General features: G+C 64.0%; 15 protein-coding genes. 7 read left to right on the plus strand and 8 right to left on the minus strand.

From position 1 onward, the window contains the following. The first annotated feature begins 63 nt into the window (after positions 1–63). From urtB to CN933_RS11540, 5 genes are all read left to right on the plus strand, one after another. Positions 64–1,677, plus strand: a complete 1,614-nt coding sequence (gene urtB / locus CN933_RS11520; RefSeq protein WP_102761579.1) for an urea ABC transporter permease subunit UrtB — start codon at positions 64–66, stop codon at positions 1,675–1,677. Continuing rightward, positions 1,674–2,849, plus strand: a complete 1,176-nt coding sequence (gene urtC, locus CN933_RS11525; RefSeq protein ID WP_102761580.1) for an urea ABC transporter permease subunit UrtC — start codon at positions 1,674–1,676, stop codon at positions 2,847–2,849. The genes urtB and urtC overlap by 4 nt, the downstream gene beginning before the upstream one ends. A 5-nt stretch (positions 2,850–2,854) precedes the next feature. Further along, positions 2,855–3,607, plus strand: coding sequence for an urea ABC transporter ATP-binding protein UrtD (gene urtD, locus CN933_RS11530; RefSeq protein ID WP_102761757.1), 753 nt, complete (start codon positions 2,855–2,857; stop codon positions 3,605–3,607). A gap of 18 nt (positions 3,608–3,625) precedes the next feature. Further along, the gene (gene urtE / locus CN933_RS11535; RefSeq protein WP_100671186.1) at positions 3,626–4,321 is read left to right on the plus strand and encodes an urea ABC transporter ATP-binding subunit UrtE; all 696 of its coding nucleotides are present in this window, start codon (positions 3,626–3,628) and stop codon (positions 4,319–4,321) included. Between the two features lie 366 nt (positions 4,322–4,687). Further along, complete coding sequence (locus CN933_RS11540; RefSeq protein ID WP_018096119.1) at positions 4,688–5,116, plus strand: BRA0787 family protein; 429 nt, start codon at positions 4,688–4,690, stop codon at positions 5,114–5,116. A gap of 138 nt (positions 5,117–5,254) precedes the next feature. Here the strand turns inward: CN933_RS11540 and repB are convergent, their stop codons facing one another. The 3 genes from repB to CN933_RS11555 all read right to left on the minus strand — a co-directional run bounded on the left by repB (position 5,255) and on the right by CN933_RS11555 (position 8,145). Continuing rightward, the gene (gene repB, locus CN933_RS11545) at positions 5,255–6,316 is read right to left on the minus strand and encodes a plasmid partitioning protein RepB (RefSeq protein ID WP_018096120.1); all 1,062 of its coding nucleotides are present in this window, start codon (positions 6,314–6,316) and stop codon (positions 5,255–5,257) included. A 3-nt stretch (positions 6,317–6,319) separates the two neighbouring features. Continuing rightward, the gene (gene repA / locus CN933_RS11550; RefSeq protein WP_018096121.1) at positions 6,320–7,579 is read right to left on the minus strand and encodes a plasmid partitioning protein RepA; all 1,260 of its coding nucleotides are present in this window, start codon (positions 7,577–7,579) and stop codon (positions 6,320–6,322) included. 146 nt (positions 7,580–7,725) lie between these two features. After that, positions 7,726–8,145 carry a DoxX family protein gene (locus tag CN933_RS11555; protein WP_018096122.1) on the minus strand — a complete coding sequence of 140 codons (420 nt, stop codon included), beginning with the start codon at positions 8,143–8,145 and terminating at the stop codon, positions 7,726–7,728. Positions 8,146–8,473: 328 nt separating this feature from the next. Here CN933_RS11555 and CN933_RS11560 point away from each other — a divergent pair, with 328 nt between their 5' ends. Beyond that, positions 8,474–11,326 (plus strand): FtsK/SpoIIIE domain-containing protein, encoded by a 2,853-nt coding sequence (locus tag CN933_RS11560; protein WP_102761581.1) that lies wholly within the window; start codon positions 8,474–8,476, stop codon positions 11,324–11,326. Between the two features lie 51 nt (positions 11,327–11,377). Here CN933_RS11560 and CN933_RS11565 read toward each other — a convergent pair whose 3' ends face one another. The 3 genes from CN933_RS11565 to CN933_RS11575 all read right to left on the minus strand — a co-directional run bounded on the left by CN933_RS11565 (position 11,378) and on the right by CN933_RS11575 (position 12,988). Beyond that, positions 11,378–11,695 carry a cupredoxin domain-containing protein gene (locus CN933_RS11565; RefSeq protein WP_102761582.1) on the minus strand — a complete coding sequence of 106 codons (318 nt, stop codon included), beginning with the start codon at positions 11,693–11,695 and terminating at the stop codon, positions 11,378–11,380. Positions 11,696–11,702: 7 nt separating this feature from the next. Next, positions 11,703–12,227, minus strand: a complete 525-nt coding sequence (locus CN933_RS11570) for a DUF4142 domain-containing protein (RefSeq protein ID WP_100671196.1) — start codon at positions 12,225–12,227, stop codon at positions 11,703–11,705. 77 nt (positions 12,228–12,304) lie between these two features. Further along, on the minus strand, positions 12,305–12,988 hold the full coding sequence (locus CN933_RS11575) for an RNA polymerase sigma factor (protein ID WP_018096126.1): 684 nt from the start codon (positions 12,986–12,988) through the stop codon (positions 12,305–12,307). 418 nt (positions 12,989–13,406) lie between these two features. On the opposite strand from CN933_RS11575, the gene CN933_RS11580 reads away from it, so the two are divergent. Further along, positions 13,407–13,691, plus strand: a complete 285-nt coding sequence (locus CN933_RS11580; protein WP_348627601.1) for an acylphosphatase — start codon at positions 13,407–13,409, stop codon at positions 13,689–13,691. Here CN933_RS11580 and pcaF read toward each other — a convergent pair whose 3' ends face one another. Beyond that, complete coding sequence (pcaF, locus tag CN933_RS11585) at positions 13,692–14,894, minus strand: 3-oxoadipyl-CoA thiolase (RefSeq protein ID WP_102761584.1); 1,203 nt, start codon at positions 14,892–14,894, stop codon at positions 13,692–13,694. Beyond that, positions 14,894–15,679 (minus strand): CoA-transferase subunit beta, encoded by a 786-nt coding sequence (locus tag CN933_RS11590; RefSeq protein ID WP_018096129.1) that lies wholly within the window; start codon positions 15,677–15,679, stop codon positions 14,894–14,896. The genes pcaF and CN933_RS11590 overlap by 1 nt, the downstream gene beginning before the upstream one ends.

The raw sequence follows: 15,679 nt of genomic DNA on the forward strand, positions 1-15,679 counted from the left end.
AGCTCGAAATCCCCTCCGTCCGAATGCTTTCCTTCGGACGGAGGACTGCAAGGCGAGAGACGAATGTACCGCATCATCCAAACCGTGCTGGCTGCCCTGTTCCTCTTCGTTGCGATGGCTCCGGGGCTTCGCGCGGAAGAGGGACTGCGCGATCTGGTGAACGCGCTCGGCGAGGCGAAGCTGTCCGAGATGGACGAGCATATCGCGGCACTGGCAAGAACCGGAAAGCCCGAAGCCGTCGCCATCCTCGAGGCGCTCGGTGAAGGCGGGCTCTATGCCCGCAAGGCGGACGGCCAGGTCTTCCTGACGAAGGAGAGCGGTTCGAACCTGACCCTCACGGATCCGATCTCCGGCGACAGCGCCGGCGAAGCGCCGAAGGCGGCACTTTCGAAGATCAGGGTGAACAACAGCGTGCGGCGCGCCGTGCGCACCGCCCTCGGCAGCCTGACGCTCCTCAGTCCCGATCGAAATCAGCGGCTCAGGGCTGCGCAGTCGGTGCTGCAATCGGCCGATCCCGACGCGCTTGGCGCCATCGAGAATGCGCTGGCTGCCGAGAAGGACGGAGCCGTTCGTGCGGTCCTCGAACAGGCGCGCGCCACGATGCTCCTTTTCTCCGACCGGCCGGTCGAGGAGAAGAAGGAGGCGGTGAGGCTGCTGGAGGAAAGCGGCGGCCGCGAGGCGCTGCCGATCCTTTCTGCCGCGCTAGGCTCCGCCGACGAAAGCCTGAAGCCGGACATCGAGGCGGCGCTTGCCAGCATCGAACAGGCGCAAGCCTTCTGGAATGCGGGCCAGAACCTATGGTACGGCCTGTCGCTGGGCTCGGTGCTGCTGCTTGCGGCGATCGGCCTCGCCATCACCTTCGGAGTCATGGGCATCATCAACATGGCGCATGGCGAGATGGTGATGCTCGGCGCCTATACGACATTCCTCGTTCAAGATGTCGTGCGCACCTCCTTTCCTCATCTTTTCGATTGGTCCCTGGCGATCGCGCTGCCGCTCGCCTTTCTTGTCACAGGCGCCGTGGGCCTCGCACTGGAACGCGGCGTCATCCGCTTCCTTTACGGTCGCCCGCTCGAAACGCTGCTTGCCACCTGGGGCATATCGCTCATCCTGCAGCAGACGGTGCGGACGATCTTCGGCCCCACCAACCGCGAAGTCGGCAATCCGTCCTGGATGTCCGGCGCCTTCGAGATCGGCGGACTGGCGATCACCTGGAACCGCCTCTGGATTATCGTCTTTGCGCTTGCCGTGTTTGCAGCACTTCTCTTTCTTCTCAAGAAGACGCCGATGGGCCTGCAGATGCGCGCCGTAACGCAAAACCGGCGCATGGCCTCCTCCATGGGCATCCGCACGCCCTGGGTCGATGCGCTGACCTTCGCGCTCGGCTCCGGCATTGCAGGCATTGCGGGTGTGGCGCTTTCGCAGATCGACAACGTCTCGCCGAACCTCGGGCAGGGTTACATCATCGACAGCTTCATGGTCGTGGTCTTCGGCGGCGTCGGCAATCTCTGGGGAACGCTTGTCGGCGCCTTCTCGCTCGGCATCCTCAACAAGTTCCTCGAGCCCTATGCCGGCGCCGTGCTCGGCAAGATCCTCGTGCTCGTGCTGATCATCCTCTTCATCCAGAAGCGGCCGCGGGGGCTCTTCGCACTCAAGGGCCGGGCGGTGGAAGCATGATCACCTCGTTTCTCATCAAATCGCTGGATCGGACCATCGTCACGGCCGTCGCGATCCTGCTGGCGCTGGCCGTCATCGTTCCCGCGCTCAATCTCCTGACCGCCCCGGACCACCCGCTGCATGTGCCGACCTATCTGGTTTCACTCTTCGGCAAGTACCTGACCTATGCGCTCCTGGCTCTGGCGCTCGATCTCGTCTGGGGTTTCTGCGGCATTCTCTCGCTCGGGCACGCCGCCTTCTTCGCGCTCGGCGGCTATGCCATGGGCATGTATCTGATGCGCCAGATCGGTTCACGCGGCTCCTACGGCGATCCGCTGCTGCCGGACTTCATGGTCTTTCTCAACTGGAAGGAGCTGCCCTGGTTCTGGCACGGCTTCGACATGTTCTGGTTCGCAGCGCTGATGGTGGTGCTGGTGCCGGGCCTCCTTGCCTTCGTCTTCGGCTGGTTCGCCTTCCGATCGCGCGTCAACGGGGTCTATCTCTCGATCATCACCCAGGCGATGACCTATGCGCTGCTGCTCGCCTTCTTCCGCAACGACATGGGTTTTGGCGGCAATAACGGGCTCACGGATTTCAAGGACATCCTGGGCTTCAACATCCAGGCAGACGGAACGCGTGCGGCGCTTTTCGCCGCCTCCGCGCTGGCGCTCGCCGTTTCGCTCGTCGTCACCTCGGGCATCGTCCGCTCGAAATTCGGAAAGGTGCTGGTGGCGCTGCGTGACGCGGAAAGCCGCACCCGCTTCCTCGGCTATCGCGTCGAGCACATGAAGCTCTTCGCCTTCACGGTCTCGGCAATGATGGCGGGCGTCGCCGGCGCGCTCTACGTACCGCAGGTCGGCATCATCAATCCGGGCGAGTTCGCCCCCGCCAATTCGATAGAGGTGGTCATATGGACGGCGGTCGGCGGGCGCGGCACGCTGATCGGACCGATCGTCGGCGCGATCCTCGTCAACGGCGGAAAAAGCATCTTCACCGCCGCCTTCCCCGAATTCTGGCTCTTTGCGCTCGGCGGCCTCTTCGTCCTCGTCACGCTTTTCCTGCCGAAGGGCGTGGTCGGCACGGCGCAGAACTATCTGGCAAGCCGGCGCGCTTCCCACGCGGCGGCCCGGAAGCAAAGCGAGAGCGAAAAATCGGCGACCCTTGCGGACGCCGAAACGATGGCCGCGGAGTGATCGCCATGACCGGAAAGAAGCCCAGGAACCTGCTCTATCTCGATGGCGTCTCCGTCTCCTTCGATGGCTTCAAGGCGCTGAACTCGCTCTCCTTCGTCGTGGAGCCGGGGGAATTGCGCGCCATCATCGGCCCCAATGGCGCCGGCAAGACGACGATGATGGACATCATCACCGGCAAGACGCGGCCGGATGAGGGCGAGGTCTTCTTCAAGGGAGACATCGACCTCACCAAGAGGGACGAAGCGGCAATCGCCGAGCTCGGCATCGGCCGCAAGTTCCAGAAGCCCACCGTCTTCGAGAACCATACCGTCTGGGACAATCTGGAGCTGGCGCTGAACCGCAGCCGCGGCGTCTTCGCGACGCTGTTCTATCGGCTGACGAGAGAGGACGAGAGCCGCATCGAGGAGATCCTTTCGACGGTGCGGCTCACGGCGCGCCGGGACGAACTCGCCGCCAATCTCTCGCATGGTCAGAAGCAATGGCTGGAGATCGGCATGCTGCTCGCCCAGGAACCGGAACTCCTGCTCGTGGACGAGCCGGTGGCCGGGATGACCGATGCGGAGACGGCGGAGACCGCGATCCTCCTCAAGGAAATCGCCAGGACGCGCTCGGTGATCGTCGTCGAGCACGACATGGGCTTCATCCGCGATCTCGGCGTCAAGGTCACCTGCCTTGCGGAAGGCTCGGTGCTGGCGGAAGGCTCGATCGATTTCGTCAGCAACGATCCGAAGGTGATCGAAAACTATCTCGGCCGATGAGCGGGAGGAATTGAACCGATGCTGAACGTCGAAAACGTCAGCCTGCATTACGGCGCCGCCCAGGCGCTTCGCGACGTCTCGTTCAAGGCGGAGATGGGCAAGATCACCTGCGTGCTCGGCCGCAACGGCGTCGGCAAGTCGAGCCTGCTCAGGGCCGTCACCGGCCAGCATGCGGTGACGAGCGGCACGATCTCTTTCAACGGCACGCCGCTCGACGGCATGGCGCCCTTCCGACGCGCCAAGCAGGGCGTCGGCTACGTGCCGCAGGGCCGCGAGATATTTCCCCTGCTGACGGTGAAGGAGAATCTCGAAACCGGCTTCGCTCCGCTGAGGCGGGCTCAACGCTCGATCCCCGACGATATCTTCAGCCTGTTTCCGGTGCTTCAGACGATGCTCGGCCGGCGGGGCGGCGACCTTTCGGGCGGCCAGCAGCAGCAGCTTGCGATCGCCCGCGCGCTCGTGACACGCCCGAAAATCCTGGTGCTGGACGAGCCGACCGAGGGTATCCAGCCGTCGATCATCAAGGACATCGGCCGCGCAATCAAATATTTGCGGGATTCGACCGGCATGGCGATCCTGCTCGTGGAGCAATATCTCGATTTCTGTCGTGAGCTTGCCGACCACGTCTATATCATGGACCGCGGGGCTTTCGTGCATGAGGGGCCGCCGGAGACGCTCGACACGCCGCAAGCGCGCCGGCATTTAACCGTTTGAAGCCGCATGGCGAGCCTGCGCGCGGTTTTCCACAGACCCGAAATTAGTCATCAAAGTCAATGGTTTGCGCCGGTCGTCTGATCTCAGGTGCGCCTGCGGGCGGCAGAAAAATCCACTTCTTTTGTGGATTGCGTTTGCCCGCTCAAGCGCTTTGACCCATACTGCACATGCATGTTCGATGATTGCTCCTGCGTGGTTCTTCGACCGGAACCGGTTGAAGGGTTAGCCAATGCAGCAGTTCAAAGTGTCACGGCGCGTTCCATGTCTCCGGACGAAGCATGGTGCCGTGGCGAGTTTCGCAATCACATCCCGCTGACAGAATTGGCCATTTCGCGTTTCCGGCCTATCCAATCGGAGGAGACCCTAATGACGAATTTCCTGCCCGCCCTTCACGAAGGGCACGCCCCCATTACGCTCCAGACGCTCTTCAAGGACGCCCTCGAAGCCTATGACGATTGGGAGGAGGGCATGCCCGAACCCATCGTTTCCTTCGAGGACAAGGTGCTTCCGGTCAGTGCCGTTTTCGAATGGATGAGACCCTGCACGGACCTCATGCCGGCCAATATGATCGGTATAGTCACCGATCGGCTGACGAAGCCCTGGAGCGGCGCCGGACCGCTGGACGCAATGACCTTCTCGACCGCCGCCCGGGTCATGTCCATTCTGGTGCGGCGGCGCTTGAGACGCTTCGGGCGCGGCTCCATCGAGGCCTTTGCCGACCGCTTCAGCCATCCGATGCATTCCGTTCCGTCGCCATCGCCGGTTTCGGCGGGATCTCGATCGGCACGCTTATAAAGCCACCGCTCACGACCGTGGCGATGCCCGATCTGGTCATCGTTGCGGTCGAGCTGCGTCGCTCTAGGGCCTGTTGATATCCGGATACCCGCCGCGGCTTGTCGATCGCCTCGTCCCCATGCGCGCCACCATGGCGGGCTAAGTCTTCTGGTTCTCGACGAAGGAGGCATGCCACTTGGCGAGCATCGACACGGCTTCCTGGACGACGGCCGGATGGGTGCCCGGGAGGAACTCGATCCTCGGCGCTTTCCCGTCGCGCTTCAGCCGAGCGAAGACCCGCCCTGCCGCGTCCTTCAGTTCCTCCGGCTTTTCCGGTTCCGGCTTGTCGCTTTGCGACAGACGATTGAAGACGAGCTGAAAGCGCTGGTCTGAATCGACGGCGCGGAAGCGTGGCGAAGCGATCTCGTCCTGGGCTCTGGCGCGCGCCTCTTGCCTTTCAAGCAGCGTCCCAATCGCCATCCAGCGCTCGCGCCCGGCCTTTGGCGCCGGGCCGATGGCGCGGGCGACTTCGTGCGGCACGCCGTCGGCCACCTGCAGGAGGCGCGAAAGCTCGCTTTTCTGCACCGCAAGCGCATCGCCGATCACCTTGCGGTCGAAGCCGCGCGCTACGAGCGCAGCGGCGAAAAGCGCCCGTTCGATGAAGGAAAGGTTGCGCCGTTCGGCATTTTCCTTGCCTTGGGCAAGCACGAGCTCGTCATCGGTCAGCGTCCGGACGATCGCCTTGACCTGAAGCTCGAGGCGGCGCACCGCCTTCAGGCGCCGGTGGCCGTAGGCGGTCTGGTAATGGCCCCGCTTTTCCGGGTGCGGCCGCACGAGGATCGGCGATTGCTGGCCATTCTCGCGAATGCTCTCGACGAGCGCGAGGAAATCCGCATCGTCTACCTCGCCATCGGTCAGCCGATCCTCGACGAAGGAGCTTTCGACCAGAGCCGGATCGAGCGAAACGACGCGTTCTCCCTGGGTCAACGCCTCCCTGAGCACCCGTGCTTCCTCGGCCTCGCGGGTGATGCTGCCGAGAGAAAGCCCCATGGCCTTCACTGCGCCGGAAGCCGCACGGGGCGCATCGAGCGGGGCGGCGGGCCTGGCGTTGACAGGTGTCAACTCGGCCGGCGCCGCTTCGGCGGGGGCTTGCTGATCGCCGGCAGGCGCGCTTCCCGAAAACAGCGCTCGCAATTCGTTTTTCCGGTTGTTGCCAGCCATGACTCAGCGCCCCCATGCCGTGTGAATGAGAGCCTCGATCTCGCCGTTGACCGCGTTCAGCGATTCGATCGCGCGGTCATAGGTCGCGCGGGTGAAATTCTCCCGGCCCACCTCGTAGAGCGTCTGCTTGGTGAGACCTGCATCCGAGATCGCGGTCGATTTTACCATGGCGGAGGTCAGCACCCGGTCGCCGAAGAGCGAGCGCATGAAGCCGACAATCTGCGCCTGCGGTCCGTCATTCGGCTCGAAGCGGGTGACGAGATAGCGCAGGAAATCGAAATTGAGCTCGCCGCCGGCCTCGCGCACGACGCTGAGCAGGTCCGAAGTCATGTAGAGGAACTGGTTCATAGATGCGACGTCGAGCATCTGCGGATGCACGGTGACGATGACCGATGTCGAAGCGCAGAGCGCCGAGAGCGTCAGGTAGCCGAGCTGCGGCGGGCAGTCGATGACGACGACGTCGTAGTCGTCGGCGACGCTTGCCAGCGCCGCCTGCACCCGTGCGAAGAAGAGCGGCCCCGCATCGGCACCGCTTTGCCGCGCACTGAGCGCCTGCGGCGTCGTGTGTTCGAACTCCTGCAGTTCGAGGTTGCCCGGCACCAGGTCGAGCCCGTCGAAATAGGTCTTGCGGATGATGTCCTTCAGTGGCCGCGCCTCGGCGTCGTAACGGATTGCGCCGTAGAGCGTGTCGTTGCCGGTCAGGTCCAGTTCCGGCTGGTAGCCGAACAGCGCCGAAAGCGACGCCTGTGGGTCGAGGTCGACCGCGAGCACCCGGTGCCCGGTCAGAGCGAGATATTGTGCGAGATGGACCGATGAGGTCGTCTTGCCGGAGCCGCCCTTGAAGTTGGTGACCGAGATCACTTGCAGATGCTCGCTTCTCGCGGCATCGCGCCATTTGAGATAACCGCGCGCCTTGGCGTCATTGCCTTTGGCAATCGCCTGTTCGGCCAGATGTCGACGCAACGCGTTGATATCGCAGAGCGAATAGGAGCGTCGTCCGCCGGCGCCGGTGTCGGGCTGCGGTCCCTCGCCAGCCAGCGACAGCTGGCGCAAGTATCCGTCGGAAACCCCGATGAGCTTGGCTGCCTCGCCGGAGGTGAAGCTCCGGAGCGTCTTCCTCGCTGTCGGCGCAAAGAGCCGGTCTCGCATCGCCTTCAGCTGTTCGGAAAGCGCCCGCGCGTCGGCGGCGATCGCCTCGTCTGCCGGTTTGCGCAATGCCCCGCCGCTCGCGCCTGCCGTCGCCGCTGCCGTCATCATATCCATGGTCTAAACTCCTCGTGCCCGCATGGCGCCCCGCCGCCGTGCAGATGCGCCTGCCGCATTTCCTGACAGAGCAATCGCTTAGCTACGCCGAAATGCGAAATATGCGGTCTATTCCGTTAGAGGAATGATTCATCCTCTGATTCGCGTCAACCCATTTCTCGGTTGGCGCGGCCGACCCGGCCGTCCAGGCTGAAGGCACCCGCGCCGAAGGCGGCGATCTGAAGGAAGCCGCCGGTGATCGCCAGGTTCTTCATGAAGTGGATCATCTGGTTCTGGTCGGCAAAGTCGGTGTGAAAGCCGATCGCCGAGGCCAGGGTGAAGGCTGCAAGGATCAGCGCCACCCACCGCGCCTGATAGCCGAGGACGAGGAGGATGCCTGCGCCGATCTCCACGACAAGAGCAATCGCATAGGCGACCGGAGGCAGGGGCAGCCCCGCCGAGGCGATGTAGCCGATCGTGCCGGATGGATCGCCCAGTTTCCCGAAGCCGGAAAGAATAAACATGGCGGCGAGAAGCAGGCGGCCGATGAGGGCCAAGGAGCCTTGAAGTGCGGGATTGTCGCTCATGTGACGTGCCTTTCTTCACTATGGCCTGATCGCGGACGCATACCCGCTCCGGGCCTTCGGAACGGCGGCAGGCGTTCGCTGCTCCATGATTGTAAATGCAGAGCCCGCGGATCGGAAATTTTCCACAGCTGAAACAGAAATTGAACGGAACGGAATTGCATCGTCAAAGCGCGGGAAAGCCTTGCACCGCGAGCACGGAACAGCACTCGGGAGGGTTTTCAAGGCGGCCCGGCGCCCTGCCGGCGAGGCTCCCGGAAGGAAGTTGTTAACCTTCATTTCCTATTCCGTAGGGCAGCCCCTTCGATGATGAATTTCGAGTTTTCAGGCCATGCGCATTCCCCGGACAAATTTCTCGCCTGCAGCTTTGTATGACGCAAATCACGCGGTTGATTTCGAGGACCCGCATCCGGTTGCGCAAGGTTCCGCGGACGCTTCGGCGCCTGAGGCGGCCGCTCACGACCATCTGTTCGAAGCACCGGAAGCGCCGCGGCGCGCGCCCGGCCATCGGGACCAGGAGACAGGCTATGCGGGACGCGCCGCGCGCCTCTACGGTCATGGCTCCGCCTATGCTCCGGCCGAGGTTACCGTCTCTACGCGCGATCCGCTTCCCACGCTTGCCGAGATCACCGGCCTATCCGGCGAGCCGAGCTGGGAGAGCCATTTCTTCCTGTCGCCGAACGTGCGCTTCACGCGCACGCCCGAGCGCGAACTCATGAAGCGTCACCCGCCGGCGCCCGAAGAAACCCGGGCTGAGGCCGACGAAGCTGCGGCGGAAGCGTCCGATGCCGAAACGGTGATGGCCGTGGTACCGGCCGACTCCGCTCCGTCGGTGGTCGAAACGGAACTGCCGTCCTACAGTCCGTCCGAGCTCCTGCGGGTGCTGACGCAGCAGCTGCCCTCCTGGAGCGCTGCACGCTCGCCGGCGCCGGAAGCGAGCACCACCGAACCGGCAACCACCGAAAGCGCGGCCGTGACGGAGGAAGAGCCCGCCACTCCTGAAACACCATCGGCGCTGCCGGTAGCGGACGAGGTGCCTGTGGTTCCGCATGCACTGCCCGTTGCGAACCTTGCGCCCCGGAGTGCCGGAGTGGAGGAGGATGTGCCCCGGCAGGCAGAAGCGCATCTGGCCTATCTGTCCGATTTTGCGTTTTTCGAGTTCATGCCGCTCGAAGCGGCGGCTGTTCCGCCGGCTGCCGCGGAACCTCTGAAGGAAGCCGCGCACCTTCGCGCGCCGGTCGCAGCCGCGCCGAAGGTCTCGCCACCAAAGATCGCCGCCGCGACGCCTGTCGAAATCCGGCCGCAGCCGCCCACGGCGATAAGCTCGATGTTCCGTGTGGTGGAATGCCGGCGGCCCGAGCCCGCCGCTGCCGAACCGGCTCCGGCAGCGCCGCAGGCTCTTGCCGCTGACCCGGCCGTCGTCGAGACAGCCGCCCCGGTTATAGCCGAAGCACCCGCTCCGGCACCGGCCGACCCCGTCGCGCCCGCCATCGTGCCCGCCGTCGTGCCCGCAAGCGAACCGGCTCCCGAAGCGCCGGTGACCAGGGCGGCGATCACCATGCCGGCCGTGATACAGCGTTCTTCGCCGTCTCTGCCGCCCATCGGCGCCATCGAGCCGCTGCAGGGCGGCGACGCCTACGAGTTTCCTTCGAAGGAACTTCTGCAGGAGCCGCCGCAAGGCCAGGGTTTCTTCATGACGCAGGAGCAGCTCGAGCAGAATGCCGGACTGCTCGAAAGCGTGCTCGAGGATTTCGGCGTCAAGGGCGAGATCATCCATGTCCGCCCCGGCCCTGTCGTCACCCTTTACGAATTCGAGCCCGCGCCGGGCGTCAAGTCCTCGCGCGTCATCGGTTTGGCCGACGATATCGCCCGCTCGATGTCGGCGCTCTCTGCCCGCGTCGCGGTGGTGCCCGGCCGCAACGTCATCGGCATCGAGCTGCCGAATGCCACGCGCGAAACCGTCTATTTCCGCGAGCTGATCGAATCCGGCGATTTCCAGAAGACCGGCTGCAAGCTGGCGCTCTGCCTCGGCAAGACGATCGGCGGCGAACCGGTGATCGCCGAACTCGCAAAGATGCCGCATCTGCTCGTCGCCGGCACCACCGGCTCGGGCAAATCGGTGGCGATCAACACCATGATCCTGTCGCTGCTCTACCGGTTGAAGCCGGAAGAATGCCGGCTCATCATGGTGGATCCGAAGATGCTCGAACTCTCCGTCTATGACGGCATCCCGCATCTGCTGACCCCCGTCGTCACGGATCCGAAGAAGGCCGTAATGGCGTTGAAATGGGCGGTGCGCGAGATGGAGGACCGCTATCGCAAGATGTCGCGGCTCGGTGTGCGCAACATCGACGGCTACAACCAGCGCGCGGCGGCCGCGCGGGAAAAAGGCGAGCCGATCCTCGCGACGGTGCAGACCGGTTTCGAGAAGGGCACCGGCGAGCCGCTCTTCGAGCAGCAGGAAATGGACCTTTCGCCGATGCCCTATATCGTCGTCATCGTCGACGAGATGGCCGACCTGATGATGGTTGCCGGCAAGGAGATCGAAGGGGCGATCCAGCGGCTTGCGCAGATGGCGCGTGCTGCCGGCATCCACCTGATCATGGCGACCCAGCGTCCCTCGGTCGACGTCATCACCGGCACGATCAAGGCGAACTTCCCGACCCGCATCTCCTTCCAGGTGACCTCAAAGATCGACAGCCGCACCATCCTCGGCGAGCAGGGGGCCGAACAGCTCCTCGGCATGGGCGACATGCTGCACATGGCCGGCGGCGGCCGCATTGCCCGCGTCCACGGTCCGTTCGTTTCCGATCAGGAAGTCGAGCATGTGGTCGCGCATCTGAAGACGCAGGGGCGTCCGGAATATCTCGAGACGGTGACGGCGGACGAAGAGGAGGAAGAGGTCGAGGAGGATCAGGGCGCCGTGTTCGACAAGAGCGCGATCGCCGCCGAAGACGGCAACGAGCTCTACGATCAGGCGGTGAAAGTGGTGCTGCGGGACAAGAAGTGCTCGACCTCCTATATCCAGCGCCGCCTCGGCATCGGCTATAACCGCGCCGCCTCGCTGGTCGAACGGATGGAGAAGGACGGTCTCGTCGGCCCGGCGAACCATGTCGGCAAGCGCGAGATCATCTACGGCAACCGCGACAATGCGCCGAAGCCGGAAAGCGACGATCTGGACTGAGTTGTCGGTTGCTTCAGCTCCCTCCGCCTACGGGCGGGAGGGAGCTGCGGGTCACGGCCGCACGGTGATGTGGCCCTTCATGTTGGGATGGTAGCGGCAGATATAATCGAAGCTGCCCGCCTCCTGAAGCACCAGCCGGCCGGATTTCTTCGCCGGCAGAAGCACGTCCGCGCCCCCTTTGACGGTCGCCGTGTGGACGAGCGCATCCTTGTTGATCCACTCGACCTCGTCGCCCACCTTCGCCTCGATCTCCACGGGCAGGTAGACGAGGCGATCGATCGTCACACGAATGGTTTCGGCCTGAGAAGGACTGGCCACGACGGCCGCTCCCATCGAAAATAAGACAGTTGCCGCTCGCGCCATGAACATCGCGGTCTCACTTCAATTCGGCCGCGACGTGTTCGGCATGCTGCTGATGTCCCTGGAACAGCTTAAGCCCGGTCTCGAGCAGCGATTTGAGTTCTGCATTCTGAGCCGACGGTATCAGCAGCGTTTCCAGCGCGCCGTTGACCTGCTTGTGGTAGGCGACCTCATGCGCGATATAGGCCTTGTCGAATTCCTCGCCCTTGAGCTTCGCAAGCTCCTGCCGCTTCGCCTCGGCCGCTTGCGAGAGGGTCTTGCTCGTATCGTTGTCCTCAGGCGTGACGTTGAGCTTCTTGACCAGATCGAGGGCTTGCTTGTTAACCGACTCGTGGTCGCGCAGCATGCTCTCGGCGAATTCGACGACGGTCTCGTTCTTCGACGTCGCGATCGCCTGTTTGGCGGCTTCGATATCGAGCACGCCGGCAGTGTAGGCGATATGGGCGATCTGCGGGTCGGTCGGCTTGTCGTTGCCGAGTGCCCCGCCGGTGCCGAAAAGGAGGGCGATCACGGCCGTTGCGGTCGTCAGTCTGATGGTCATGGGATGTTCCTTTCCTCGAAGATCAAAGCGTGTTTGAACGCCACGCTTTGGATGCTTCGCGGCTCGAAGCGTTCCCGCTATTTTCCGTCTGTTTCCGGCGACCGAGGCGAAATGCGGGCAAGAACGGACTCGGTCAGACGCTCGCAGCGCTTTCCCGCGAAGGGAAAGGCATCCAGCAGAACCGGGCCGATCTGCCGCTCCAACTGCTCTTTCAGGATGCGGCGCGCCCGGTGCAGCCTTGTGCGTGCCGTTTCAGGCTTGAGACCAAGCAGGGCGGCCGCCTCGTCGTTGTCGAGCCCTTCGATGACGCGCAGCACGAATACGGTGCGGTAGGTGTCCGGGAGATCGTCCGTCAGCCTTTCGACGAGGTCGAGGATTTGTCGCTGTGCCATCGTCTTTTCCGGATCGCCGATGCCTGAGTTGAGGGGAAAGGCGATGATCTCCGCCTCTTGCGACTGCCGCATATCCTCGGCAAGTTTCATCAGCCGCCGTTTTTTCCGCAGGCGGCCGAGCGCCTCGTTGATGACGATCCGGGCGAGCCAGGTCGTGATCGCCGCATCGCCGCGAAAACCCTCAAAGCGCGTGAAGGCACGGACATAGGCCTCCTGCAGCACGTCTTCCGCATCGCTGTCGTTGCGCAGGATGCTCCGGGCGATCCGGTAAAGCTTGCGGTTATGTGCCTGCATGATCGCGCGGAAACGGGAGAGGTCCTGCGCAGGTGGCGGCGCATTCAGGCAAAGCTCGGTTTCAGCGATAGGCATGGTCGGGCTCCTTCTCGGATATTGGATGCCCCATCTCCGGAAATGTTCCCAGCTATGTGCCGGCCATGTTTCGTATCTTACCGCGGTCTAGTCTTGCAGGGATAACGGAATTCGGGATCGCGCTGGCTCGACGCCTCGGCTGAAAGAGAAAGCCCGGCGCGGGAGGAGGTGCGCCGGGCTTTCGATCCTGACCGGCAACTGGGAGGAGGAGGGTTGCCGATCCCGCGATGGAACTGGGAGGAGGAGTGTTCCATCGACAGTTACATAATAATGCTGCAGTGCAGCATCTTCAAGACCGAAAGTGAAATTTTTTCCGTCTGATAAAAGAAAGGCCGAGGTGCCGCACCGGAGGCGTCAGGAAGACGCTTGCCTTAGCCGCCATATGCGCCAGATTCGAAGCGGAAAGGAGGCCAACGCCATGACGAAGGACCGCAGGGCCGCTTTGGTCAGAATTACCGGACGGGTACAGGGCGTGTGCTTTCGCGACTGGACACGCGAGGAGGCCGAAAGGCTCGGCCTTGACGGCTGGGTTCGCAACGAGAGCGACGGCTCGGTGACCGCCCTCATCGCCGGGCCGGACGGCGCCGTGAGCAGAATGCTGGATCATTTCTGGAAAGGGCCGCCCGGCGCTTCCGTCGCCGACGTCGCAAGCGAGGAGACTTCTTCCGTCGAAGCGCCGGCGGGATTTCGCATTACACGATAACTACACCCGCTCCAGCGCCACCGCGATGCCCTGGCCGACGCCGATGCACATGGTGGCAAGCGCGGTGCGGCCACTCGTTTCCGCGAGCTCCAGCGCTGCCGTTCCGGTGATGCGCGCACCCGACATGCCGAGCGGATGGCCGAGTGCGATGGCGCCGCCGTTGCGGTTGACGCGGGGATCGTCGTCGGCGATTCCCAGCGCGCGCAGGACCGCAAGTGCCTGGCTGGCAAAAGCCTCGTTGAGTTCGATGACGTCGAACCGATCCTGCGTCACGCCGAGCCGTGTCATGAGCCTCTGCGAGGCGGGCACCGGTCCCATGCCCATGATGCGCGGCGGCACGCCTGCCGAAGCGCCGCCGAGGATGCGGGCCAGGGGTCGCAGCCCATATTTTCTGGCAGCCTCCTCCGAGGCGATGATGAGCGCCCCAGCGCCGTCATTGACGCCCGAAGCGTTGCCGGCGGTGACGGTGCCGCCCTCCCGGAAGGGAGCCTTGAGCTTGGCGAGCGCCTCGATCGTCGTGGCGCGCGGATGCTCGTCGCGGTCGACGACGACGGGTTCGCCTTTCCTTTGGGGGATGGTGACGGCGACGATCTCGCTCGCAAGGCGGCCGCTCGTCTGGGCGGCCGCGGCCTTTGCCTGGCTGCGCAGGGCGAAAGCGTCCTGGTCCTCGCGCGAGACCTTATAGTCTTCGGCGACGTTCTCGCCGGTCTCCGGCATTGAGTCGACCCCATATTGTGCCTTCATCAGCGGATTGACGAAGCGCCAGCCGATCGTCGTGTCGTGAATTTCGGCATTGCGCGAAAAGGCGCTCTCGGCCTTCGGCAGCACGAAAGGCGCCCGCGACATGGATTCGACCCCGCCGGCGATCATCAGTTCGGCCTCGCCGCATTTGATCGCCCGCGCGGCCGCAAGCACCGCATCCATGCCGGATCCGCAGAGCCGGTTGATCGTCGTGCCGGGAACGGCGACGGGCAGCCCCGCAAGTAGCAGCGACATGCGCGCGACGTTGCGGTTGTCCTCGCCCGCCTGGTTGGCGCAGCCGAAGATCACGTCATCGACCGCTTCCCAGTCGACCGACCTGTTGCGGTCCATCAGCGCCTTCAGCGCAATGGCGCCGAGGTCGTCGGCGCGCACCGACGCGAGCGAGCCGCCGAAGCGGCCGATCGGAGTGCGGATATAGTCGCAGATATAGGCTTCGCGCATCAGGTGGCCTCCCTTCCCGCGGCCTCGTGGGCTTTTTTGGTGCGGGCGTTGATGTCGCGCAGAACGACAAGCTCGGTCTCGGTCGGTGCCGGTGTTTCGATGACGTTCTCCGCGAACTTGATCGGCCAGCCGCAATTTCCGGCGATCTGATCCCGGGTGACGCCGGGGTGCATGGAAACGACGGTCAATTCCTTCGTCTCCGGATCCGGTTCCAGAATGCAGAGATCGGTGACGACGCGGGTCGGGCCGCTGGTCGTCAATCCAAGCCGCTCCCGATGATTGCCGCCTTCGCCGTGCCCCATTGAGGTTACGAAGGGCAGCCTCTCCACGAAGCTGCGCTTCGTCAGCGCCATGGTGATGAAGATGCGGCCGCAATTGGAGGCGATTTCCGGCGCGCCGCCGCCTCCCGGCAGGCGCACCTTGGGATGGTCATAGGGGCCGACGACGGTGGTGTTGAGATTGGCGAAACGATCGATCTGGGCGCCGCCGAGAAAGCCCGTGGTTATCCGGCCGCCCTGGAGCCAGTAGCGGAACATTTCCGGCACCGAGACGGTGAAAAGCGCGGTATCGCAAAGCTCTCCGTCGCCGATCGAGAGCGGCAGCACGTCGGGCCTGGTACCGACGGTGCCGCTCTCATAGATCAGCGTGATATCCGGCGCATGCGTCAGCCGCGCCACATTGCAGGCGGCGGACGGCGCGCCGATGCCGACGAAGCAGACGTCGTCGTTGGAAAGCGCGCGCGCCGCGGCGACCGTCATCATCTCTATGGGGGTGAAATCAGTCAT

Source organism: Sinorhizobium sp. M4_45 (assembly GCF_002885915.1).
Taxonomy (GTDB): Bacteria; Pseudomonadota; Alphaproteobacteria; order Rhizobiales; family Rhizobiaceae; genus Sinorhizobium; species Sinorhizobium meliloti_A.

What these genes read in the sequence shown, in the direction of transcription:
- urtB (WP_102761579.1), top strand. Translation starts at nt 64, where the DNA reads ATGTACCGCATCATCCAAACCGTGCTGGCTGCCCTGTTCCTCTTCGTT.
- urtC (WP_102761580.1), top strand. Translation starts at nt 1,674, where the DNA reads ATGATCACCTCGTTTCTCATCAAATCGCTGGATCGGACCATCGTCACG.
- urtD (WP_102761757.1), top strand. Translation starts at nt 2,855, where the DNA reads ATGACCGGAAAGAAGCCCAGGAACCTGCTCTATCTCGATGGCGTCTCC.
- urtE (WP_100671186.1), top strand. Translation starts at nt 3,626, where the DNA reads ATGCTGAACGTCGAAAACGTCAGCCTGCATTACGGCGCCGCCCAGGCG.
- CN933_RS11540 (WP_018096119.1), top strand. Translation starts at nt 4,688, where the DNA reads ATGACGAATTTCCTGCCCGCCCTTCACGAAGGGCACGCCCCCATTACG.
- repB (WP_018096120.1), bottom strand. Translation starts at nt 6,316, where the DNA reads ATGGCTGGCAACAACCGGAAAAACGAATTGCGAGCGCTGTTTTCGGGA.
- repA (WP_018096121.1), bottom strand. Translation starts at nt 7,579, where the DNA reads ATGGATATGATGACGGCAGCGGCGACGGCAGGCGCGAGCGGCGGGGCA.
- CN933_RS11555 (WP_018096122.1), bottom strand. Translation starts at nt 8,145, where the DNA reads ATGAGCGACAATCCCGCACTTCAAGGCTCCTTGGCCCTCATCGGCCGC.
- CN933_RS11560 (WP_102761581.1), top strand. Translation starts at nt 8,474, where the DNA reads ATGCGCATTCCCCGGACAAATTTCTCGCCTGCAGCTTTGTATGACGCA.
- CN933_RS11565 (WP_102761582.1), bottom strand. Translation starts at nt 11,695, where the DNA reads ATGTTCATGGCGCGAGCGGCAACTGTCTTATTTTCGATGGGAGCGGCC.
- CN933_RS11570 (WP_100671196.1), bottom strand. Translation starts at nt 12,227, where the DNA reads ATGACCATCAGACTGACGACCGCAACGGCCGTGATCGCCCTCCTTTTC.
- CN933_RS11575 (WP_018096126.1), bottom strand. Translation starts at nt 12,988, where the DNA reads ATGCCTATCGCTGAAACCGAGCTTTGCCTGAATGCGCCGCCACCTGCG.
- CN933_RS11580 (WP_348627601.1), top strand. Translation starts at nt 13,407, where the DNA reads ATGACGAAGGACCGCAGGGCCGCTTTGGTCAGAATTACCGGACGGGTA.
- pcaF (WP_102761584.1), bottom strand. Translation starts at nt 14,894, where the DNA reads ATGCGCGAAGCCTATATCTGCGACTATATCCGCACTCCGATCGGCCGC.
- CN933_RS11590 (WP_018096129.1), bottom strand. Translation starts at nt 15,679, where the DNA reads ATGACTGATTTCACCCCCATAGAGATGATGACGGTCGCCGCGGCGCGC.